Here is a 22,428-nt window from a genome sequence, read left to right on the forward strand (position 1 = left end):
TCCGCCATGACTTCAACCCCGGAACGCACTCCGACTCAGGGCACCACGTCCACCGACTCGTCCGCCCCGTCCGCCCCGTCCGCCCCGTCCGCCTCGTCCGCCTCGTCGAAGGGCAGTAGCGCCGGACCCCGCGCCGTGCGCCGGCGCTGGCCGATACGCGGCATCCTCGCCAACGCGGCCTTCGCCGTGCTCGTGCTCTACGTGCTGGCCGCGCTCCTCGGGCCGCTGATCGCCCCCTACGCGCCGAACGAGCTCAACGCCGGTCCGCGGCTCGTCGGACCTTCGGCCAGTCACCTGTTCGGGACCGACGCCCTCGGCCGCGACCAGTTCTCCCGGGTGATCGCCGCCGCCCGCCCCGCGGTCGAGGCCGCCCTGATCTCGGTCACCTTCGCCATCGTGGTGGGCACCGCGATCGGCACCGCCGCGGGCTTCCTGCGCGGTGTGACGGACGGGATCCTGTCCCGCGTCACCGACCTGCTGTTCGCCATTCCGGAGTACCTCCTGGCGATCCTGGTGCTCGCCATCATGGGCAGCGGGCTGGTCAACGCGGCACTCGCCATCGGCCTGGTCATCATCCCGCGCTTCGCCCGGATCGCCCGGGGAGCGACGATCGAGGTCGCCGGGCGCAGCTACATCGACGCGGCACGGCTGTGCGGCCGCGGGAGATGGTGGATCCTGCGCCGCCACATCCTGCCCAACATCAGCTCGCCGCTGGTCATCATGACCGCCATCAACCTGTCCACCGCCGAGGGCGCCTACGCGGCGCTCAGCTTCCTCGGCTTCGGCGTCGCGCCCCCGGACGCCGACTTCGGCAGCATGATCTCGGCCGCGCAGCAGTACATGCTCACGGAACCGTGGCTGGCGGCGTACCCGGCGCTCGCGTTCGTCGCGCTCGTGCTCGCGTTCAACCTGCTCGGTGACGCGCTGCGCGACCAGCTCGATCCCCGCAGCCGTACGGCGGCCGGCGCGTGAACCGCGCCGACCGCGGAACGAACCCCGAATCTGGAGAGACCCCCGTGCCCGACCTGCGCGCCCGGCTCGATTCCGCCGTCCCCGACCTGCTCGCCGAGCACCGTGTCCCCGGTGCCGCGGTGGGGGTCGCCCTGGACGGCCGGACCTGCGCCACCGGTTATGGCATCACCAACGTGGCCCACCCGATCGCCGTCGACGAGAACACCCTCTTCCAGGTGGGCTCGATCTCCAAGACACTGCTCGGCGCCGTCATCGGCCGGCTTCTGGAGCAGGGCGTCCTGGAACTCGACGCACCCGTCGCCCCGCTCCTCGGCCCGGACTCGGGCCTCGACGAGCGCATCACCCTGCGCCACACGATCACGCACACCTCCGGCATCGACGCCCAGAACATGATCGCCGACGCGCCGCGGCTGCTGGCCGGCCACGCCGACGACAGCATCCAGGCCTCGCTGCGGCACTTCGCCGGCCGGCCGCTGATGTTCGACCCGGGCACGAACTTCACCTACAGCGGCCCCGGCATCATGGTCGCGGCCGCCGCCGTCGAGCGCGCGACCGGCCGGCACTACGCCGACCTGCTCCGCGAGCTGGTGATCGAGCCCGCCGGCATGGAACTGACCTGCACGTCGGCCGACGAGGCGATCTTCCACCGGGTGGCCGCGCCCCACGGCCACGGCCCCGACCGCTCCCCGGAGCTCCTGGTCGACCGCGGCTGGCAACGGCACTGGCAACTGCCCGGCTGGGACGTGCCGGGCGGCGGCGTCGTCTCCAGCGCCGGCGATCTGCTGCGGTACGCCGCCTGGTCGGTCTCCGAGGCGGCCCCCAAGCGCCTCTTCGAGCCCCTGGCGAGCCAGGGCATCGCGGGCCACGACATCGGACTGGCCTGGCACCTCGGCGAGACCGGCGGCCGTCCGGCCATGTCGCACAGCGGCCTGACCATCGGGTACGCCTCACGGCTCGTGCTCGTACCGTCCACCGGACTGGCGTACGCCGTCCTGACCAATTCGCTGCACGGCGAGGAGTTCATCCGCGACCTGGAGAAGGTGATCCTGGACGCGGCGGGCGTCGACACCACGGCCGCGAGCACCCGGCCGGTGCCCTCCGACCTCGCCGAGGCGCTCCAGGGCACCTACGACTGCGGCTTCTACGGGACCGTCTCGATCGTCCCGGGCGCCCGCCCCGGAGAGCTGGCGATCATCGCCAACGGCGCGCGGGCCGAGGAGGACCAGTACGTCATCGAGCTGGAAGGCGCCGACCGGGCCGTGCTCGCCGGCCCCGACTCGCTCGTCACGCTGTCCGAGGACGGTGCGCAGGGCTCGCTCGTCGGCTTCGTCCGCGAGGACGACGGGACCGTCTCCGCCATCCGCTACCACGGCCGGCTGGACCGCCGCATCGCCTGACCCCACGTCAGGGGTGGGACGGCCGTCCTCGGGGCCCGCGCCCCGGGGACGGCCGTCCCGTCGTGCACCGCCCGTACGACCGACGTACGAGGCCTCTCCTCCCCAGGTCGGATCTTCCACCCCCTCGACGAGTAAAGCCGCACAACCGCACGTACCGTCGAATGCATGACGCATATCGACGCGGGCGCGGAGCTCGACCCGGTGCACCCCGTGCCCGTCCCGGTCGTCCGGACGACCGGACTCACCTCCGCCGAGGTCGCGGAGCGCATCGCCCTCGGCGAGATCAACGACGTGCCGGTGCGCAGCAGCCGCTCCCTCCCCGAGATCGTCCGCGCCAACGTCTTCACCCGGTTCAACGCGATCATCGGCGTCCTGTGGGTGATCACCCTCTTCGTCGCCCCGATCCAGGACGGCCTGTTCGGCTTCGTGATCATCGCCAACACGGGCATCGGCATCATCCAGGAGTGGCGGGCGAAGAAGACCCTCGACTCGCTCGCCGTCATAGGCGAGGCCCGCCCCACGGTGCGCCGCGACGACACCGCCGTCGAGATCGCCACCTCCGAGATCGTCCTCGGCGACCTCATCGAGATCGGCCCCGGCGACAAGGTCGTCGTCGATGGAACCTGTGTCGAGACCGACGGGCTGGAGATCGACGAGTCCCTGCTCACCGGCGAGGCCGACCCCGTCGTCAAGCGGCCCGGCGACCGTGTGATGTCCGGCAGTTTCGTCGTCGCCGGCGGCGGCGCCTTCCAGGCGACCAGGGTCGGCCGCGGCGCCTACGCCGCCCAGCTCGCCGAGGAGGCCTCCCGCTTCACGCTCGTGCACTCCGAGCTGCGCACCGGCATCTCCACCATCCTCAAGTACGTGACCTGGATGATGGTCCCGACCGCGATCGGCCTGGTCATCAGCCAGCTCGTGGTGAAGAACAACGACCTCAAGGAATCCGTCGCCCGCACCATCGGCGGCATCGTCCCCATGGTCCCCGAGGGGCTGGTCCTGCTCACCTCCGTCGCCTTCGCCATCGGCGTGATCCGGCTGGGCCGCAAGCAGTGCCTCGTGCAGGAGCTGCCCGCCATCGAAGGCCTCGCCCGCGTCGACACGGTGTGCCTGGACAAGACCGGCACCCTCACTGAGGGCGGCATGGACGTCACCGAGCTGAGGTCGCTGGACGGCTACGACGAGTCGTACGTGCGCAAGGTGCTCGGCGCGCTCGGCGAGTCCGACCCGCGCCCCAACGCCTCCCTCCAGGCGATCATCGCCGCGTACCCGGACAGCGAGGAGTGGCGCTGCGTGGAGTCGCTGCCCTTCTCCTCGGCCCGCAAGTACAGCGGCGCCAGCTTCAGCGAGGGCGACGGCGATTCCAGTACGTGGCTGCTGGGCGCCCCGGACGTGCTGCTGCCCGCCGAGGCCCCCGCGCTCGCCGAGACCGGGCGGCTGAACGAGCAGGGCCTGCGCGTGCTGCTGCTCGCCCACGCCGCCCGCGACCTGGACGACCCGGAGGTGGCCAGGAGCGTCCGGCCGGCCGCGCTCGTGGTGCTGGAGCAGCGGCTGCGGCCCGACGCCGCCGAGACCCTGCGCTACTTCGCCGAGCAGGACATCCGCGCCAAGGTCATCTCCGGCGACAACGCGGTGTCCGTGGGCGCGGTCGCCGCGAAGGTCGGCCTCGACGGGACCGCCGTCGACGCCCGCCGGCTGCCCGCCGGGCGGGACGAGATGGCCCCGGTGGTGGACGAGGGCACGGTGTTCGGGCGGGTCACCCCGCAGCAGAAGCGGGACATGGTGGGCGCGCTCCAGTCACGCGGGCACACGGTCGCGATGACCGGCGACGGCGTGAACGACGTGCTGGCACTGAAGGACGCCGACATCGGCGTGGCGATGGGCTCGGGCTCGGAGGCCACCCGGGCGGTCGCGCAGATCGTGCTGCTGAACAACAGCTTCGCCGTCCTGCCGTCCGTGGTCGCCGAGGGGCGTCGGGTGATCGGCAACATCACCCGGGTCGCGACCCTGTTCCTGGTGAAGACGGTCTACTCGGTGCTGCTGGCGGTACTGGTGGTCTGCTCGCAGGTGGAGTATCCGTTCCTGCCCCGTCATCTGACCCTGCTGTCCACGCTGACCATTGGCGTCCCGGCCTTCTTCCTGGCCCTCGCCCCGAACACGGAACGGGCCCGGCCCCACTTCGTACGGCGGGTCATGCGCTACGCGGTACCGGGCGGGGCGGTGGCCGCCGTGGCGACCTTCGTGACGTATCTGGTCGCCCGCGACCACTACACCGGCCCGGGCGCCCTGGACGCGGAGACCAGCGCGGCCACGCTCACGCTGTTCCTGGTCTCGATGTGGGTCCTGGCGATCGTCGCCCGCCCCTACACCTGGTGGCGGATCGCGCTGGTGGCCTCCATGGGCGCGGCGTTCCTCGTCGTCCTGGCCGTGCCCGCGTTCCAGGACTTCTTCGCCCTGAAACTGGAGGGCACGGCCATGCCGTGGCTCGCGGTGGGCATCGCGGTGGTGGCGGCGGCCGTCCTGGAGTTCCTGTGGAAATGGACCGGCCGCCGCTTCCCCGTCTAGCGGATTACTTCGTCACGCGGACCAGGTCACCCGCGGCGTTGACTGCCGGGGTGGTGGTGTTGCCCACGAAGATGAAGCGGTAGTAGCCGTCGACGGTGGCCTTCGTGGTGGTCTTGAGGGCGCCCGTGGAGTTCGTCTTGACGGTCTTCAGCGTCTTGTAGGTGGTGGTGCCCTTCTTACGGAACTGAAGCTGCACCGCCTGACCGCTGTACCCCGAGTACTTGCCGCTCTCCCAGTTGGCCCGGGACAGCTTGCCGGTGACCGTGACGGTCTTGCCCTTCTTCACCGGCTTGGGCTTGGCGCCGGTGGTCAGCTTGGAGTTGCGCTGCACCAGCGTGGTGCCGAGGCCGCCCTTCTCGGCAACACCGACCTTGCTCCAGTCGAAGTCGCGGGACTCGGGGTCCTGGCCGTTCCACGCGACGGCCACGGCGCCCGCGCGCCAGGTACCGGCGTCGACGTTCCGCAGTTCCCCGTCGGCCGGGTAGATGTCGATCTTGCCCTTGCAGTTGGCCGTGGTCGCCGAGGTGACGGAGCAGGTGGCCGGGAGGTCGCCGGAGAGCTCGTTCTGCGGCATGTCGTAGGAGCCGCGGTAGAGGAACGGGCCGGTGAAGAAGTCCTCGGCGCGCACGTCCACGTCGGCGCCGAACTTCATGGTGTAGGTGATCGTGGTGGACACGTGACTGGTGGTGCCGACCTTGACCGCCTTGGCGACCTTGAGGTTGGAGAAGGTGACGTCCAGGTCGTACGGCATCTCGTCGCCCGCGACGCGCGCGCTGATCCCGGCCTTGGCGGCGGAGGGAGCGTGGGCGGCCTGGAAGACCTTCGCAACGTCCGCGCGGTAGCTGGAGGGGCCGGCGGCGTGCGCGGCGGGCACGGCGAGGGCGGAAAGGGCCAGGGCGCCGGACACGGCGGCCACAGTGGCTCGTATACGCATGCGTTTCCCCAAGTGGAGAAAGGGGGCCGGCGCCGGTCGTTCCTCGCGGTCCGTCTTCGGCGCCGGGCCCAATGATCGTGGAGTCTGTCTGACTCACACGATCAGATCCCTGATCCGTGAAGAAGGTTGCACGGGAATCTGGATTTCTTGCGTCGGCCGCCCTCCCGTGCCGGAGCAGGGCCGGTGCCGCCTACTTCACGTCGACGAAGTCGGCCTTGGAGTCGACCGCCGAGGTGGCCGAGTTGCCCGCGAAGGAGTAGCGGTAGTAGCCGTCGGCCGTGGCCTTGGTCGTGGTCCTCAGCTTGCCCTTGGAGTCCGTCTTGATGGTCTTCAGCGTCTTGTAGGCGCTGGAGCCCTTCTTGCGGAACTGAAGCTTCACCGGCTGGGAGGCGTAGCCGCCGTACTTCAGCGTCTCCCAGTTGGCCCGGGTGAGCGTGCCCGTGACGGTGATGGTCTTGCCCTTCTTCACCGGCTCCGGCGTGGCGTCGGCCGTGAGCTTGGAGGCGCGCTGGAAGAGGAAGGAACCGGCCTTCTCCTTCCAGATGTAGTCGCCGTCGTTGGCGTCGATCCACGCGTCGACGTACCAGCGGCCGGCGTTGCTGTTACTGAGGAAGTCGACCTTCGGGTCGACCTTCACCGAGGCGGTGCAGGTCGAGGTGGTGGCGTTGACGACGGTGCAGGTGGGCTTGCCGGTCGACGCGAAGCCGTAGCCGGGACCGTCCAGCGTGAACGACTCGGCCCGCTTGATGCCCGAGTTGTCCGTCGCTGTAACACTGACCTTGATCGTCTTCAGCCCGGATGTCGAGATGGCCACCTTGTTGTCGCCGTCGACGACGACCTTGGTGATCCGGGTGTCGCCGGACCCGCCGTCAGCCTGCGCTGCCGGGACGGCGAGGGCGGACAGGGCCAGTGCGCCGGTCACGACGGCGACAGAGGCACGAATACGCATGTGTTGTCCCCACGTTCGAGAGGCCGGGCGGCCACAACTCGGCGCCGTCGCACGCCCGGTCCACGTCTGAGGAGTCTGGTGACTCCACTTACATGACCGGGGGCGGAAGTGAAAGGTTGTACTGATGAGGGATATACGGCGGATGCGTGAAGGTCGGTCGAACCAGCGGTCCCGCGCCGCTCAACTCCGCGGGAAGACCGGCGGAAAGAGTTCGTCCACCGTGCGCCGGCGGTGGTCGCGCTCCGGGTAGGCCGCACGCATCGTGTCGAACAACTGCTGGCCGGTTCGCCTCAGTTCGGTGAGATCGACGCCTGGGATCGAGCCGTCGCGCATGACCACCCGGCCCGCGACCATCGTCAGGACCGCGTCGCGGGCGGTGCCGTTGAGCACCAGGGTGCGCAGCGGATCCTCGGTGACGCCCATACGGAAGTCGTCCAGAGCGAACGCCGACAGGTCGGCGGTGGCCCCCGCGGCCAGCCGGCCGAGATCCGGTCGGTGCAGCGCGGTCGCCCCACCGGTCCACAGCGCGTCGAAGTAGCCGGTGAGGTGCCCCTGGCCCAGGTCGCCGGCCTGGAGCCTGGCCACCTGGGTGCCCACGTCGATCCCCCGGATCAGGTCCGGCGGGAAGGAGTCGGTGCCCAGGCACAGGTTCACTCCCCGCGCGCGGTAGTCGCCGAACGTGTGCAGGTTGTGGGCGTAACGGGCGTTCGTCAGCGGGCAGTGCACGATCGAGACGCCGGCGTCGGCCAGCACCGCGACATCTCCGGTGTCCCTGCCGAGCACCTCCGGGTGCACATCCAGCACCACCCCATGCGGAACGATCAGCCGGTCGGACAACAGCCCCGAGTCGGCGATCAGTTGCAGCGGTGTGCGGCCATAGGCGCGCTGGATGTAGTCACGCTCCGACACGCCTTGCAGCGCGTGCAGGCGCACCAGCGCGCCGCGCTCGTCCGCGGCGCGGGCGACGTCGCCGAGCAGCTCCGGGAGCAGGGTCTCGATCCGGCACGGCAGCAGCACCCCGGTCACCAGGGGATCGGCGAGCCGAGCGGTGTGGTCCAGGAAGCGCAGCGCGTCGGCCAGACCACGCCGGCCGGCCTCCTCATCGAACATCACGGTGCGCTTGCCGTCGGCACCGATCACGTTCACCCCGGACCGGAACGACGGCCCGAGGAAGCCCCGCAGACCCAGCCGCGACGACACCTCGGCCATCGCCACGAAGTCCTCGTAGGTCTCCGCCCAGTCGCTGTGCACCTCCGAGGCGATCGGCATGTAACTGGTGATGCCGTGCAGGGCGAGCTGGACCAGCGCGTACTCGCGTACCGCGCGGCGTTGCGCGGCGTCGAACACCGCCCGGGGCGCGGCGAAGTAGTCGGCCGACCAGGTGAAGCCGGACGCCAGATCCGGGGACGCCCAGGAGTCCAGGATCAGGTGGTCGATGTCGGTGAGGGCGTCCAGATCGATGAGGCCGGGGGTGACCACCGCGTCACCGAGGTCGATGCGGACGTCGGCCTGCCGCCGGTCGAGTTCGGCGCGATCGCCCACATCGACGATCGTGTCGCCGTCGATCAGCACGGCGCCGTCCGGCACCTCCACGTGCGAGCGTCCGTCGTGGGCGATCACCCAGGAAGCAGTGACCAGGGTCTTCATCGACGCGCCTTCCAGATTTGGTACACCAACCGACTGACCCGGTCGCCCGACCCCCGGGAGCAGTCCATGCTTCCCCGGGCCCGGTAACAACCGGCTATGGCCTGCGCAAACTTTTACACAAGCCGGAAATCGCGCCCTACAAGGGCTGATGCCCCAGCGACGACCATCCGCCGGGTTATCAAAGAACCCTAGTAGAAATCGCGATTGCTGGTATACCGTTTCGGCCACCTCCCCTCCCCTCGAGCACCAAAGGATCGGACGTGCCGGATCCGCATGAGCCGCCGAGTCCGCCGCGCCACGCCGCCGCGCCGGAACCCACCGATGGGCAGGTGGCCACTCTGCCTCCCCCAGAACCCACAACCGCCGAGCGCAGGCCCGCAGCGGAGATCGCCACCGCGCGGTCGCTGCTGGGCACGGCGTGGCTTCGGATACGGCGCAGCCGGATCGCCATCGCCGCCCTGATCGTGGTGGCCCTCATGGTGCTGTTCGCGATCCTGGCGCCGGTGTTGGTGGCCATCGAAGGATCGGACCCGTTCACCTCCCGGACGGGGCCGGACTTCCTGGACTCCTTCTACGCGCCGGGCCTGCCGCTGCCGTACTACCGCTTCCCGTCGAGCGAGCACTGGCTCGGCCTCGAACCGGGGCTCGGGCGCGACATCTTCGCCCGGATGGCCTACGGCGCGAGGATCTCCCTGACCATCGCGCTGCTGTCCACGGTGGTCTCGGTGGTCCTGGGCACCGTGCTCGGCGCCGCCGCCGGATACTTCGGCGGCAAGATCGACATGGTGATCAGCCGGGTGATGGACCTGTTCCTGGCCTTCCCCCATCTGCTGCTGGTGCTGTCGCTGACCCCGATCATGCAGTCCCGGCTGCGTGGCACCGCCCTCGACTCGGGGAGCCTGGTGCCGATCGCCTCACTGGTGATCATCCTCGGCTTCTTCGGCTGGGCCTACCTGGCCCGAGTCGTGCGCGGCCAGGTGCTCTCGATCCGGGAGCAGGAATTCGTCGAGGCCGCCCAGGCCTACGGGGCCTCGCACCTGAGCATCATCCTGCGGCAGATCATCCCGAACGTCATGGGCGTCGTGCTGGTCTACGCGACCATGATGATCCCGACCAACATCACCGCAGAGGCGGCTCTGTCCTTCCTCGGGGTCGGGGTCAAGGACCCCACACCCTCCTGGGGCCAGATGCTCAACGCGGCCCAGGCAGGCAACTGGTACCTGTCCGACCCGTGGTTCCTCGCCGTCCCGGCCGGAGCACTGGTGATCACCGTGCTCGCGTTCAACCTGCTCGGCGACGCGGTCCGGGACGCGTTGGACCCCAAGTCCTCCCGAAGCTGACCTCCCTCGACGCGCCGTCCTCCCCCGACGCGCCGTTCCCTTCCTTACCCTCAAGGAGACGCAGTGAAACGAAGCACCATGGCGGCGATCGCCCTGACGGTGAGTGCCGGGCTGACCCTGACCGCCTGCGGCGGGTCCAAGCCCACCCCCGGTTCCGGCTCCGGTCCCAGAGCCGACGCCTACGCGCCGGTGGTGATCGGGAAGGACTACACCACCAAGGGCGGGAACATCAACGTCCTGATGTCCTCGGACTTCCAGACGCTGGACCCCGGCAACAGCAACTACGTGCAGACCGCCAACGTGGGGCAGCTGTACTACCGCACTCTGACGATGGCCAAGGAGACCGCCGGCAAGCCGCCGACCATCGTGCCGGACCTCGCCACCGATCTGGGCAAGCAGTCCGCCGACGGCCTCACCTGGACCTACACCCTGAAGAAGGGGCTGAAGTTCGAGGACGGCACGCCGATCACCAGCAAGGACATCAAGTACGGGGTCGAGCGCACCTACGCCCGCGACGTCTACACCCAGGCACCGCAGGAACTGAACGCCGCCCTGTCCGACGACAGTTACAAGGGCCCGTACACCGGTGGCGACTTCAAGGCCATCGACACCCCGGACGACAGCACCGTCGTCTTCCACCTCAAGCAGCCGTTCGCCGAGTTCCCCGCCCTGGTCTCCCGGTCGAACACGGCGCCGGTGCCGAAGGCCGAGGACACCAAGCTCGACTACACCAACCACCCCGTCTCGTCGGGCCCGTACAAGATCCAGTCGTACGACCGCGGCCGCTCGATGAAGCTCGTCCGCAACGACCAGTGGAACCCGGCCACCGACCCGAACCGGACCGCCCTGCCGGACACGTTCACCTTCACCCTGTCCACGGCCCAGGCGACCATCAGCCAGCAGCTGCTCGCCGACTCGGACCCGACGGCCGTCACCCTGGACAGCAACGGCGGTCTGCAGGCGTCCGACGCCGCCAAGCTCAACGCGGCCGACGTCAAGAAGCGCACCGCGGGCGGCCTGCTGGGCTGCACGGACGTGCTGGACTTCAACACCGAGACGATCAAGGACCCGCAGGTCCGCAAGGCACTCGCGCTGTCCATCGACCGGAGCGCCATCCAGGTGCAGTACGGCGGCGAACGGTTCGGCAAGCTGACCCAGTCGTACATCAACTCGGCCCAGCGGGGATACGTCGAGCAGCACACCGGCCTCGACCCGACGGGCAAGCCCAAGCTGGACGAGGCCAAGAAGCTCCTGGCGGGCAAGACCTTCCCCAAGAAGCTGGTGTACGGCTACGCCGACGCCAACCCGCGGTACAAGAACGTCGGCACCGTGCTGCAGCAGAACTTCAAGCAGCTCGGCATAGACCTTCAGCTGCGCCCGATCCCGACCGCCAACTACTACACGGTGCTGGCCGGTGACCAGATGCCGGACATCGCCCGCAGCGGCTGGTGCGGGGGCGCGGACAGCGGTTCGGTGCGCACCACCGTCGACCCGAACCTGGGCCCGAGCGTGGACGGCAAGACCTACGGCTTCTCCAACATCCCGCGCTACTACGACCCGAAGATCTCCCGCGCGATGTACGAGCTGCGCGGCACCAACGGGTCCAGCGAGGAACTCGGCAAGAAGTGGGCGACCCTGTTCGACCAGGCCATGCAGGGCTACCCCCTGGTTCCGCTGATCCGCAGCTACACCAACAGCGTGGTCGGCTCCAAGGTCCGTAACGCCCAGGTGGGTTACTTCTTCGGCGGCATCGACCTGTCCATCCTCGGCGTCCAGCACTGAGACTCCGTCACAAAAGAGGTAGAAACGGTGAGTCCATCCCGAGCCGACGGGTCGCGCCCATGACCAGATTTCTGACGCGGCGATTCGTCGCGATGATCCTCCTGTTGTTCGTCATCAGCTTCGTGACGTTCAGCCTGTTCCAACTGGGCCCGGCGGACCCGGCCGCGGCGGCCTGCGGTCAGGAGTGCACTCCGCAGCGCATCGCCGAGGCCCGGGTCGCGCTCGGGATGGACAAGCCCTTCCTCACCCAGTACTTCGACTACATGTCGGGCCTGATCGGCAGCCGCCACGTCGGCGCGCCGGGCAGCCAGACGCTGTGCTCCTGGCCGTGTCTGGGCAAGTCGTTCCAGACCAACGAGGAGGTCACCGCGATCATCGGGCGAGCCCTGCCCTACACCCTGTCCGTGGCCAGCGGCGCGATCGTGCTGTGGAGCGTCGTCGGCGTCGGTCTTGGCCTGCTGGCGGCGCTGCGCAAGGGCCGGTTCACCGACAAGCTCATCGTCGGCGCCGCCTCGGTCGGGGTGTCCCTGCCCATTCCGGTGACCGGTCTGCTGCTGCTGCTGTTCTTCGTCAGCACGATGCACCTGCTGCCGTTCACCACCAACGCGATCACCTCACCGTTCGGCGACGCGGGTCCGGGCGGCTGGTTCCTGAACTACCTGCTGCCCTGGGTGGCCCTCGCGGTGCTGTTCAGTGCGCAGTACATCAGGGTCACCCGCGGCAACATGCTGGAGACCTTCGGAGAGGACTTCATGCGCACCGCGCGCTCGAAGGGCCTGTCCCGGCGGAGCATCGTGTTCAAGCACGGTGCGCGGGCCGGCATCACTCCGGTGGTCACCATGCTCGGTCTCGACATCGGCACCCTGCTGGGCGGCGCGGTGCTCACCGAGCAGATCTTCTCGGTGCCGGGCGTCGGATTCACCGCGGTGCACGCCGCCCAGGCCGGCGACCTTCCGGTCACCATGGCCATCACCATGATGGCCGCGTTCTTCATCATCGTCGCCAACGTCGTGGTCGACGCCACCTACGCCGTGATCGACCCGCGAGTGAGGGTTGCCTGATGACCACGCCCAATGCCGCGCCCATGCTGGACATCCGCGATCTGCGGGTGAGCTTTCCGACCGACGACGGCGTGGTGCACGCGGTCAACGGAATGGACCTGACCCTGGCGCGCGGGGAAACCGTCGGCATCGTCGGCGAATCCGGCTCCGGCAAGACCGTCACGAGCCAGGCTCTGATGGGCCTGCTCAAGGACACCTCCGCCACCGTCACCGGGCAGATCCTCCTGGACGGGAAGGACCTCAACCCGCTGAGCGAGGCGCAGATGCGCGCCTACCGCGGCAAGAAGATCGCGATGATCTTCCAGGACCCGCTGTCGGCGATGCACCCGTTCTATCCCGTCGGGGTGCAGATCGCCGAGGCCTACCGGGTGCACAACCCCGTGTCCAAGAAGGCCGCGGCGGCCGTCGCCGTCGACATGCTCGGCCGGGTCGGGATTCCCGACCCCAAGCGCCGTTACTCGGCCTACCCGCACGAGTTCTCCGGCGGTATGCGGCAACGCGCGATGATCGCCATGGCGCTGGTCTGCGAACCCGAGCTGCTGATCGCCGACGAGCCCACCACCGCGCTCGACGTCACCGTGCAGGCCCAGATCCTCGATCTGCTCAACGAACTGCAGGCCGAGACCGGGTCCTCGGTGATCCTGGTGACCCACGACCTCGGCGTGGTCGCCGAGGTCTGCCACCAGGTCGTCGTGATGTACGGCGGGGTGTGCGTGGAGCAGGCGACCGTCGCCGACCTGTTCAGCGACCCGCGGCACCCCTACACCCAGGGGCTGCTCGCTTCGATGCCGTCGCTGGCGGGGAGGTCCGAGCGGCTCAACCCGATCCCGGGCTTCCCGCCGTCGCTGCTGGCCCTGCCCGAGGGCTGCCTGTTCGCGGACCGCTGCCCGAAGACGCACCTGGTGCCCGACGGCGCCTGCGGCACCCGCAGGCCGACGCTGACGGGCCCCGTCGGGCACCCGTCGCGGTGCCACCTGCAGACCCTGGAACCAGCCGGAGAGGTGGTCCGATGACGCCGCTGCTGGAGGTCACCGACCTCACCAAACACTTCCCGATCCGCTCCGGCGCCTTCCGGTCCGCCGGCGGTGTGATCAAAGCCGTCGACGGGGTCAGCTTCTCGGTCGAGGCCGGGCAGACCCTCGGACTGGTGGGAGAGTCCGGTTGCGGCAAGTCGACCACCGGCCGACTGCTCATGCGGCTGCTGGAACCCTCGTCCGGGAGCGTCAGGCTCGACGGTCAGGAGATCTCCGAACTGCGCCGGTCGAACCTGCAGGAGTACCGGCGCCGGGTGCAGATGGTGTTCCAGAACCCGTCGTCCTCGCTCAACCCGCGCCAGTCCGTGGGCAGTGCGATCGCCGCACCGCTGCTGGCCCAGCGGATCACGCCGCCCGGCGGCGTCAAGGCCAAGGTGCGGGACCTCATGGACCGGGTGGGGCTGCGCCCCGACCACTACAACCGCTTCCCGCACGAGTTCTCCGGCGGCCAGAAGCAGCGCGTGGGCATCGCCCGCGCGCTCGCCCTGGACCCGCAGCTGATCATCTGCGACGAACCGGTGTCCGCGCTGGACGTCTCGGTGCAGGCCCAGGTGATCAATCTGCTGGAGGACATCCAGCGGGACACCGGGGTGGCGTACCTCTTCATCGCCCACGACCTGTCCGTGGTCAAGCACTTCGCCGACCGCATCGCGGTCATGTACCTGGGCCGGATCATGGAACAGGGCGACACCGAAGAGGTGTTCGACGCTCCGCGGCACCCCTACACCCGGGCGCTGCTGTCCGCCGTCCCGCAACCGGACCCGACGGCCGACCGCAGCGGGCGGATCCGGCTGTCCGGCGATCTGCCCAGCCCGGCCGACCCGCCGCGCGGCTGCGTCTTCCAGTCCCGGTGCCCGGTGCATCCGCGGCTGGACCCGCAACGCCGGGAGCTGTGCACCGGCAGCGTGCCGAGCGGCGACATCGCCTGCCATCACACCGACGTCGCAGCCGAGACCCTGGCCACGACGCCCGGGTGAGCCGTGCCGCGTCCCGTGAACCGCCGTACCGCGCAACAGAACCGCGCGACAGAGAGGTGACAACCGTGTTGATCCGTGACGTCCGCCCGTGGGGTGGCGAGCGCAGCGACGTCGAGCTGTCCGGCGATCGCATCGCGGCGATCCGCCCGCACGACCCGGCCGCGCAACCGGCCGGTGAGGTGGTGGAGGGTCGCGGGCGGCTGTTGCTGCCGTCGTTCAGCGACGTGCACGTGCACCTGGACTCCACCCGGATCGGCCTGCCGTTCCGGCCGCACACCGGCGGCCCGGGAGTCTGGACGATGATGCTCAACGACCGTGAGAACTGGCGCACCGCGGAGGTTCCCCTCAAGGAGCGGGTGGCCGGCACGCTGGAGCGGATGATCGCCCGCGGAACCACCCGGGTGCGGTCGTACGCCCAGGTGGACGTGGACTGCAAGCTCGAGAAGTTCGACGCCGTGGTGGCCGCGAAGGAGAAGTTCGCCGGGCAGGCCGACGTCCAGATCATGACGTTCCCGCAGGCGGGCATCCTCCGCGAGAAGGGCACCGTCGACTACCTGGAGGCCTCGCTGAAGGCGGGCGCCGAGGTGATCGGCGGCATCGATCCCTGTTCCCTCGACCGGGATCCCAAGGGGCACCTGGACGTCGTGTTCGGGCTGGCCGAGAAGTACCAGGTCGAGGTGGACATCCACCTGCACGAGCCGGGACATCTCGGAGTGTTCTCCACCGATCTGGTGCTCGAGCGCACCCGGGCGCTGGGCATGCAGGGCCAGGTCACGATGTCCCACGCCTACGAGCTGGGTTCGATCTCCGAATCGGTGAGCCGCCGCATCATCGACGACTTCGCCGACCTGGACGTCGCGATGGCCACCGTGGCGCCGCCGGACCGCGGGCAGCTGTCGCTGGAGGCGCTGACGGAGGCGGGCGTCCGGGTGGGCCTGGGCGAGGACGGCCAGCGTGACTACTGGAGCCCCTACGGCAACTGCGACATGCTCGACCGCACCTGGCAGCTGGCCTTCACCAACAACTTCCGCCGCGACGAGCTGATAGAGATGTCGCTGGCGGTCGCGACCGTCGGCGGCGCCTCGATCATGAGCCACGACGTCGCCCGGCCGGCCGGGGTCGCCGACCGGCCCGGTCTGGCCGTCGGCGACCGTGCCGACCTGCTGCTGGTCGACGGCGAGACGCCGGCCAGTGCGGTGATGGACCGCGGTACCGACCGCACCGTCCTGCACGACGGCGTCGTCGTCGCCGACCAGTTGGCCCTGGTACGCCACTGAGCCCGCGAACGTCATTGCCCTGAGAGGTGGGAACCTCTCAGGGCAATACGTCACATGGACAAGCAGCTCGCCTAGACGAGCAGCTCGCCGCCCTGGACCACCACTCGCCCGCCGGACATCACGAGTTCACGGCGAGGTGCCCGCATCAGAGCGTCCTGCACGTTCTCGGCATCGACCAGCACGACGTCCGCGGGTGCGCCCGCCGAGAGGTCGTGGATGCCCCGGTGCACGAAGCCCGCCGCGCGGCTGGTGGCGAGTTCCACCGCGTAGGCGAGGTCCTCGTCGGTCCGCATGCCGTGCAGCCGCGCGAAATCCAGGGCCACGCGGAGCAGATCACCGTCGCCGAACGGCGACCACAGGTCGCGGATCCCGTCGGTGCCCAGCCCCACCGGCATCCCCCGGTCCCGCATCCCGCGCCAGGGCAGTGGCGCCATGCGCACCGGGGCGACCGTCGACCAGGAGACACCGGCCTCGGCCAGCTCGTCGAGCAGATCGGCCTGCCGCTCCGGCGGCAGCTCCCCGAGGGCGAAGCCATGGGAGACGTTGACCTTCCCCCGCAGCCCCGCCCGGCGCGTGCGGTCGGCGATGAGCTCGAACTGGAAGGCGCCGAGCGCGCCCCCGTCGTGCAGGTGGATGTCGATACCGACCCCGCGCCGCTCGGCGATGTCGAACAGCCCGTCGAGCTGCTTCACCGGATCGCGGTCGATCGCCGCCGGGTCGAGTCCACCGATACTGGTCGCACCGTTCGCCGCCGCCTGATCCAGCAGGTCAAGGACGCCGGGCCGACGGACCACCCCGTCCTGCGGGAACGCGACGATCTCCACCTCGATCGCGCCGCCGAGTGCGTCCACCGCCTCGCGGACGGCGTCGACCCCCCGCAGGCCGACTCCGAGGTCGACGTCGACGTGGCTGCGCACCGCGGTGACGCCGTGCCGCAGGAACTCCCTCAGCACCGTGAGGCTGTTGGCCGCGCTGGGAATGCCGAGCGCGTCCCGCTCGGCTCGTTCGTGCGCGATCCGGCCCAGCGTGGTCGGCTCGCCGCCGTAGGGCACCCAGGGCCGGCCCCACCAGCTCTTGTCCACATGGGCGTGTGCGTTGATGAAGCCGGGCAGGGCGAGCAGTCCGCCGCCCTCCACCCGCTCGCCGGGTCCGCTCGCGGCACCGGCGGGTACCAGATCGCGGATCTCCCCACCGGAGACGACGATGTCGACAGCCTTCATGCCCCAGGGTCGGACATTGGTCAGAATCAGATCAGCCATTCAAAAATGGTATACCGAAGCGCGGGGGCTGGACCCTGCCCACCCGGCCGCGGGGATCACTGGTGATGGGCGTCGATCGCGAGCCGGCTGTTCTCCAGGTGCTCGGCCACCAGTTCGTCGACGAGCGCGACGTTCCGGTCCGCGATCGCGGCATAAAGGGCCTCGTGCTCCCGCGCGATCGCCATGAGGTCGTCGTGCTGTCCCAGCAGCCACCGCAACCGGCTGCGGAAAGTGCTCTCCAACTCGCTCAGCAACTCGTTGGCGGCCATCGACGTGACGGTCTCGTGAAAGTCCGCCGCCGCACGCCGGGCGCGAACGCCGTCCCCCGCACCGGCGGCTTTCAGCTCTTCTTCCAGGTTGGAGCGGAGCCGGTCGAGGCCTGCGCGGTGGCGCCGTTGAGCGGCGAGCCGGAAGGTCAGCGCCTCCAGGGCCCCGCGGACCTCGTTCAGATCCGCGATGTCCGATGACGTGAACTCCCGGACGACCGCCCATGTCCGCGGCCTCGGCGTGACCAGACCCTCGGCGACGAGCACGCGCAGAGCATCGCGAACGGGCACCCTGCTCACGCCCATCTGCGCCGCCAGCTCGCGCTCGACGAGCTTGCTCCCGGGTTTGCGAACACCAACGAGAATGTCGTCCCGGAGCTGCCGCGTGACCCGCTCGGACTCCGGCTGGAACTCCCCAGATCCTGCCATGCCCACCAGTGTCCCATGGGGGGCGCGACTATTTGGTATACGGGTCTGGGTTCGACGTGGCGTAGTCCGCCGCGGCGAGTCGGCCGCTTTGCCACGGCGCGGCCGCGCGGCGGAGGCCACTCAGTCGAACCAGCGGTCCCGGGCCAGTTCCTCCGTTCGGGACGGGTCCTCCAGGAGTGCCGCGACCTCGAAGCGGCGCGGCCACTGGCCCGACGCCCAGGCGAGGCCCGCGGCCACGCCCTCCAGGGTGGCGGCGTGCAGGACGCCGTCGGACGTCAGCCGCCAGTCCAGCTCGGTTCCGTCGACGACCAGTTCCTCGTGCTCGACGTAGGTGCGCGGGGTGCGCGGGCCGAGCAGCACCCGCACCGGCTCCGGTACGTCGTGCTCGGTGCCCTCGGAGTCGATCCCGCCGGTGACGGACTCGCTCAGCCGCCGCACCTGGAACAGTTCGGCCAGCTCGGCGGCCAGCGCGGGCCGTACGGGCAGCAGCGGGAGACCCCCGGTGAACGGCAGCAGGTCCGGGGAGTCGCACACCACGGCGTCGGCGGCGTCCACGACCTCCACCCGGCCGTCGACCACGGCCCGCACCTCGTCCGGCAGGGTCACCTGGTCCGGATCGAGTTCGGCCAGCGCGCCGTACAGGGCGTGCAGTTGGGCGGAGGTCACGGGACGCTCAGGGTCGGCGAGCCGTTCCAGCAGCTCCGCGGCGCCGCCCGGTTCCTCCAGCAGGGCGGCGACGCTCGTGCGCACGCCGAGTGCCCGCAGCACCTGCTCGTCGTCGAAGCCGGCGGCGTCGGCCTCCTCGTACAGGCCGCGCAGCAGCGGATCGGACCCGGCGGCGCGCAGACCGGCCGGGCGGCGCCCGCCGAGCACCGGGTGCCCGCGCAGCCACCAGGCGGTGTACGGCCGGACGATCTCATGCGTGCCGTCGGGCAGCAGGATCCGCACCGGCTGGATGAGCGCGTCCCGCAGCGGCGGCCGGGCGAGCAGCGCGAGGGCCTGGGGCCACTGGTCGTCGCCGACGAGGTCCAGATCGCGCACGGCGACGATCTCGGTGGCGACCGGCGGCACGGGGGTGTCCGGGAACCGGTCGAGCAGGTCCTCGCACCACACGTCGACCGCGTCGAGCTGCCCGGGGTCGTCCGGCTCGGGGAAGTCCCCGTCACGCGGATCGAGTTCGTCCGGGTCGAGGACGACGTCCGTGGCCCGCACCAGGGCGAAGTTCGCGAGCACACCGCACGCGGCGAGCGGCTGCTCACCCCACTTCCCGGCCAGCTCGGCATCCACGGCCGGGAGTTCACCCTCGCGCATGAGACGCGCGAACGGGCCGCCGGGGAGGACGAGTTCGCCGGCCGGGGCGAGTTCGCCGTCCTCGTCGGGCAGGGCGAGCGCGCCGAGCCAGGGCTCGTCGCCGGGGTCGAGTCCGGCGTCCCTGACCAGGGCGAGGACGGTGTCGGCGAGTTCCTCGGCGTCCGGGGTGTCCTCGTCCCATCCGCCGGTGTCCTCGTCGAGGGAGGCGGCTACGGCGGCCCGCACCTGCGGGGTGGTGAGCACGGCACGCGGCGTCGCGGGCAGGGAGCCGAGCTTCTCCAGGAGGGGATGAACGGCGTCCGGGTGGGCGACCTTCAGACCGAGCCGGGCCAGCACCCCCGGGTCGGTGAGGGCGGCGCCTGCCACGGGCAGCAGGACCTGCCGGGGCCCGATGGTCGTGCGGCTGTCGGCCAGCGGCACAGGCAGCCCGGAGAGCCGGTCGGGGTCGACGCCGGCGAGGCTGTCGTACAGCCGCCGCCACCAGCCGGGCTCCTTCTCGAGGCCGGCCAGCCGGTCGACGGCGTCGGTCAGCGGCAGGCGGGCCACGCCCAGCGTGCGCAGCTCCACGCGCCGTTCGAGTCCGGCGGGCAGCAGGGTGGGCAGCACCTCGGCGAGGACGCGCACGGTGTCGGCGCCCGCGCCCTCGACCACCTCGGCGTCCCGGGGGCGGAGGGTTTCGGGCAGGTCGGAGTCGTGGTCCTGGTGGGCGGCGGCTACGGCCGCGGGCGGCAGGAAGGAGGTACGCGGCAGCCGGTCGAGGATGGCCTGCCGCAGCGCGCCGTCCAGCTCGCCCTTGCCCAGCGGGCCGGGCACGAGGCCGATGACACCCTCGGTCACCGGCCGCCAGTCGGCGAGGAGTTCGGCGTAGGCGTCGGCCGCGCGCTGCACGAGGAAGTCGGTGAGCGGGCCGGGCGCGGTGTGGCGACGGGTGCTGTCCAGCGGGAACGAGGCGATGAGCAGGGCCGGCACGCCGAGGGGTTCGTCGCTGGGGGTGGGGGCGTGGACGACCGGGCTGGTGCGGGGGCCGGCCGGGGTGCCGTCGGCGTCCACGGGGACGGCCCAGGTGACCGACCAGTGCGGGCGAAGGCGTTCCTCCACCGGGCGGTCGGCGAGGAGTTCCGGGGTGAGCGGGCCGTGCGCGCCCGCGGTACGCCAGCGGGTCGTGCCCTCGCGGGTGTCCTCCACGACCGTCAGGGCGCCCTCGGTGCGGCGGCGCAGGGTGCGCGGTGCGGTGTCGCCGATCTCGACCACGACCTCCTCGAGCCCGGGCAGGGCGAGGAGCAGGGCGTCGTCGACGGCGTGCAGGAGGCGTTCGGCGAGGTCGGCGGCGGCCGCGTCGCGCAGGCGCAGGATGACGACCGTGTCGTAGGGGTCGGGCGCGGTGCCCTCGGCGGCGAACGGCAGCCGCAGCAGCGGTACGTGTCCTTCGCGGCGGCGGATCTCGTCGCCGAGGCCGGGGCTGTGCCGGGCGGTGTCCTCCGCCAGCGCGCGGGCCTCGGCCAGCGACCATCGGACACCGCCGTGCCGGCCGACGACGGCGGGCTCGTCGGTGACGGCGAGGACGGCGGCGAAGCCGACGCCGAAGCGTCCGACGGCGCTGTCGCGGGCGTCGCGCTTGGCGGAGGCCCGGAGCGTGGCCAGCGACTCCACGCCCGCCGCGTCGAGCGGGGCGCCGGTGTTGGCGGCGAGCAGCACGTCGTCGCGCAGGGTGAGCCGCAGCCGGCCGGGCACGCCGGCGCGGGCGGCGGCGTCGGCGGCGTTCTGCGCCAGCTCGACGACGAGCCGGTCACGGTAGCCGCCGAGGACGAGGTCCTCCTCCGCGTTGGCGTCCTCCCGGAACCGGGCCGGGCTGGTGGCCCAGGCGTCCAGCACACCGCGCCGCAGGCGCGCGGTCCCGAACGGATCGCCTCCGGCGGACGGCTGCACCAACATGCTCACGTTCACTCTCCTCATCGGCGTGACGACGAAGGTACCGCGCGTGGGAGAGGTCATTCGCCCGGCGGACGGACGGACCGGACCGGACCGGTCGCGGGGCGGGTCCTGGTCGCGGGGCAGGTCCTAGGAGTGCCCCAGCTCGGCGGTCTCGTCGTCCCCGGTCACCGGCACCGAGCCGGAGTCCTGTGCCGGACGCAGCGGGAAGGGGTCCACCCGCGTCTCGTCGATCACCGGCGGGGGCGGCTGCGGGGGCTTGGGCATCACCGCGGCCTCGGAGTGGCCGCCGCAGCCGTACGTCAGGGAGACCACACGGCCGTCGGCCGGGGAGAACTCGTTGGCGCACACGCCGAAGGCCTGGCCCAGCGAGCCGCCGAGCGGCACCAGGAAGCCGCAGCTCACGCAGGCCGCCGGGGCCGCCTGGGCCATCGGCGTCTTCGCGCCGAAGCCCTCCTCCCAGCGGTCGGCGGCGACGTGCAGGCCGTAGCGGGACAGGACGCGGGCGCGGCGCATGCCCAGTTCCTGGGCGAGCGCGGAGATCGAACCGCGGGACGGGACGGTGGGCAGGTTCCTCGGCGGGCCCGCCGTGACCTCGGCGTCCTCCGCCTCCGCCAGTTCGGCCATCTCCTGGGAGACCGCGGCGTTCGGCGCGGGCTCGTCCTCGCCGGAGTAGCCGGGCTCCAGGCGGAGGTCCTCGGCGTCGGTGGGCAGCAGGTCGCCGGGGCCCATGTCGCCCGGGCGCAGGCGCTCGCTCCAGGGCACCCACTCTGGCGCGAGCAGCGCGTCCGGGCCGGGCAGCAGGACGACCTCGTCCAGGGTGACGATCTTGGCGCGCGAGGCGCGGGCCACGGTGACGGCCCAGCGCCAGCCCCGGTATCCGAACTCCTTGCACTCGAAGAAGTGCGTGACGACCCGGTCGCCCTCGGAGAGCACTCCCGCGTGCTCGCCGACGACACCGGGCGCGGCTGCCTCCTCGGCTGCGGCCCGGGCGAGGTCGACCGCCTCGGCGCACAGGCGGTCGGGGGTGCGGCTTCGCGTGGTCGCTGCGCTCACAGGTATCGCTTCTCTCCTACGCCGTCTTTCGGGTGCGCCGGCCTGAAGGCGGCGGGGCGGACGGAGCGGACCCTGGGACCGCGTCGACGTCCGCGCCCGATCGCGCTCGGGCGCACCTACGTCATCCATTCTGCGGTATGCCCGTAAGGCGCGCGGTCGAGAACGTTCGCCACGGCGCGCTACGCACGCTACCTTCTCGTCGCCGCTCGGCCTACACCGACGTTGTCTTCACCGCGCCGCGCCCGA

At 70.9% G+C, this 22,428-nt stretch carries 16 protein-coding genes; 9 read left to right on the forward strand and 7 right to left on the reverse strand.

The annotated features are described in order from the left end of the window. Window positions 1-6 precede the first annotated feature (6 nt). The 3 genes from ABZ818_RS09520 (at window position 7) to ABZ818_RS09530 (ending at window position 4,931) form a co-directional block, all read left to right on the forward strand. Window positions 7-972: an ABC transporter permease gene (locus ABZ818_RS09520; protein ID WP_361412632.1), complete on the forward strand. Its 966-nt coding sequence runs from the start codon at window positions 7-9 to the stop codon at window positions 970-972. Between the two features lie 44 nt (window positions 973-1,016). Continuing rightward, a complete protein-coding gene (locus ABZ818_RS09525; RefSeq protein ID WP_361412633.1) occupies window positions 1,017-2,369 on the forward strand; it encodes a serine hydrolase domain-containing protein in 1,353 nt (450 codons plus the stop codon). A gap of 165 nt (window positions 2,370-2,534) precedes the next feature. After that, window positions 2,535-4,931, forward strand: a complete 2,397-nt coding sequence (locus ABZ818_RS09530; protein ID WP_361412634.1) for an HAD-IC family P-type ATPase — start codon at window positions 2,535-2,537, stop codon at window positions 4,929-4,931. A gap of 4 nt (window positions 4,932-4,935) precedes the next feature. Here ABZ818_RS09530 and ABZ818_RS09535 read toward each other — a convergent pair whose 3' ends face one another. The 3 genes from ABZ818_RS09535 to ABZ818_RS09545 all read right to left on the reverse strand — a co-directional run bounded on the left by ABZ818_RS09535 (window position 4,936) and on the right by ABZ818_RS09545 (window position 8,461). After that, on the reverse strand, window positions 4,936-5,865 hold the full coding sequence (locus ABZ818_RS09535; RefSeq protein ID WP_361412635.1) for a hypothetical protein: 930 nt from the start codon (window positions 5,863-5,865) through the stop codon (window positions 4,936-4,938). 190 nt (window positions 5,866-6,055) lie between these two features. Continuing rightward, window positions 6,056-6,814, reverse strand: coding sequence for a calcium-binding protein (locus tag ABZ818_RS09540; protein WP_361412636.1), 759 nt, complete (start codon window positions 6,812-6,814; stop codon window positions 6,056-6,058). 180 nt (window positions 6,815-6,994) lie between these two features. After that, on the reverse strand, window positions 6,995-8,461 hold the full coding sequence (locus ABZ818_RS09545) for a chlorohydrolase family protein (RefSeq protein WP_361412637.1): 1,467 nt from the start codon (window positions 8,459-8,461) through the stop codon (window positions 6,995-6,997). A gap of 260 nt (window positions 8,462-8,721) precedes the next feature. Here ABZ818_RS09545 and ABZ818_RS09550 point away from each other — a divergent pair, with 260 nt between their 5' ends. The 6 genes from ABZ818_RS09550 (at window position 8,722) to ABZ818_RS09575 (ending at window position 15,932) form a co-directional block, all read left to right on the forward strand. Next, complete coding sequence (locus ABZ818_RS09550) at window positions 8,722-9,801, forward strand: ABC transporter permease (protein WP_361412638.1); 1,080 nt, start codon at window positions 8,722-8,724, stop codon at window positions 9,799-9,801. A 63-nt stretch (window positions 9,802-9,864) separates the two neighbouring features. Continuing rightward, complete coding sequence (locus tag ABZ818_RS09555; protein ID WP_361412639.1) at window positions 9,865-11,583, forward strand: ABC transporter substrate-binding protein; 1,719 nt, start codon at window positions 9,865-9,867, stop codon at window positions 11,581-11,583. Between the two features lie 59 nt (window positions 11,584-11,642). After that, window positions 11,643-12,644: an ABC transporter permease gene (locus ABZ818_RS09560; protein WP_361412640.1), complete on the forward strand. Its 1,002-nt coding sequence runs from the start codon at window positions 11,643-11,645 to the stop codon at window positions 12,642-12,644. After that, window positions 12,644-13,657: an ABC transporter ATP-binding protein gene (locus ABZ818_RS09565; RefSeq protein ID WP_361412641.1), complete on the forward strand. Its 1,014-nt coding sequence runs from the start codon at window positions 12,644-12,646 to the stop codon at window positions 13,655-13,657. The genes ABZ818_RS09560 and ABZ818_RS09565 overlap by 1 nt, the downstream gene beginning before the upstream one ends. After that, entirely contained in the window at window positions 13,654-14,655 is a 1,002-nt protein-coding gene (locus ABZ818_RS09570; protein WP_361412642.1) for an oligopeptide/dipeptide ABC transporter ATP-binding protein, read from the forward strand. Before ABZ818_RS09565 ends, ABZ818_RS09570 begins: the two co-directional genes overlap by 4 nt. A gap of 65 nt (window positions 14,656-14,720) precedes the next feature. After that, window positions 14,721-15,932 carry an amidohydrolase gene (locus ABZ818_RS09575; protein WP_361412643.1) on the forward strand — a complete coding sequence of 404 codons (1,212 nt, stop codon included), beginning with the start codon at window positions 14,721-14,723 and terminating at the stop codon, window positions 15,930-15,932. Window positions 15,933-16,003: 71 nt separating this feature from the next. On the opposite strand, the gene ABZ818_RS09580 is transcribed toward ABZ818_RS09575, so the two are convergent. From ABZ818_RS09580 to ABZ818_RS09595, 4 genes are all read right to left on the reverse strand, one after another. Next, window positions 16,004-17,191, reverse strand: a complete 1,188-nt coding sequence (locus ABZ818_RS09580; protein WP_361412644.1) for an amidohydrolase — start codon at window positions 17,189-17,191, stop codon at window positions 16,004-16,006. 56 nt (window positions 17,192-17,247) lie between these two features. Further along, on the reverse strand, window positions 17,248-17,886 hold the full coding sequence (locus tag ABZ818_RS09585) for a GntR family transcriptional regulator (RefSeq protein ID WP_361412645.1): 639 nt from the start codon (window positions 17,884-17,886) through the stop codon (window positions 17,248-17,250). Window positions 17,887-18,006: 120 nt separating this feature from the next. Next, a complete protein-coding gene (locus tag ABZ818_RS09590; protein ID WP_361412646.1) occupies window positions 18,007-21,135 on the reverse strand; it encodes a molecular chaperone Hsp90 in 3,129 nt (1,042 codons plus the stop codon). Between the two features lie 120 nt (window positions 21,136-21,255). After that, the gene (locus ABZ818_RS09595; RefSeq protein ID WP_361412647.1) at window positions 21,256-22,182 is read right to left on the reverse strand and encodes a DUF3027 domain-containing protein; all 927 of its coding nucleotides are present in this window, start codon (window positions 22,180-22,182) and stop codon (window positions 21,256-21,258) included. Window positions 22,183-22,428 lie beyond the last annotated feature (246 nt).

Origin of the sequence: Streptomyces sp. NPDC047453 (genome assembly GCF_040643155.1) — a bacterium.
GTDB lineage: Bacteria > Actinomycetota > Actinomycetes > Streptomycetales > Streptomycetaceae > Streptomyces.

Bases quoted from the DNA above. Each gene is read 5' to 3' on its own strand.
- ABZ818_RS09520 (WP_361412632.1), top strand. From the start codon at position 7: ATGACTTCAACCCCGGAACGCACTCCGACTCAGGGCACCACGTCCACC.
- ABZ818_RS09530 (WP_361412634.1), top strand. From the start codon at position 2,535: ATGACGCATATCGACGCGGGCGCGGAGCTCGACCCGGTGCACCCCGTG.
- ABZ818_RS09535 (WP_361412635.1), bottom strand. From the start codon at position 5,865: ATGCGTATACGAGCCACTGTGGCCGCCGTGTCCGGCGCCCTGGCCCTT.
- ABZ818_RS09540 (WP_361412636.1), bottom strand. From the start codon at position 6,814: ATGCGTATTCGTGCCTCTGTCGCCGTCGTGACCGGCGCACTGGCCCTG.
- ABZ818_RS09545 (WP_361412637.1), bottom strand. From the start codon at position 8,461: ATGAAGACCCTGGTCACTGCTTCCTGGGTGATCGCCCACGACGGACGC.
- ABZ818_RS09560 (WP_361412640.1), top strand. From the start codon at position 11,643: ATGACCAGATTTCTGACGCGGCGATTCGTCGCGATGATCCTCCTGTTG.
- ABZ818_RS09565 (WP_361412641.1), top strand. From the start codon at position 12,644: ATGACCACGCCCAATGCCGCGCCCATGCTGGACATCCGCGATCTGCGG.
- ABZ818_RS09570 (WP_361412642.1), top strand. From the start codon at position 13,654: ATGACGCCGCTGCTGGAGGTCACCGACCTCACCAAACACTTCCCGATC.
- ABZ818_RS09580 (WP_361412644.1), bottom strand. From the start codon at position 17,191: ATGGCTGATCTGATTCTGACCAATGTCCGACCCTGGGGCATGAAGGCT.
- ABZ818_RS09585 (WP_361412645.1), bottom strand. From the start codon at position 17,886: ATGGCAGGATCTGGGGAGTTCCAGCCGGAGTCCGAGCGGGTCACGCGG.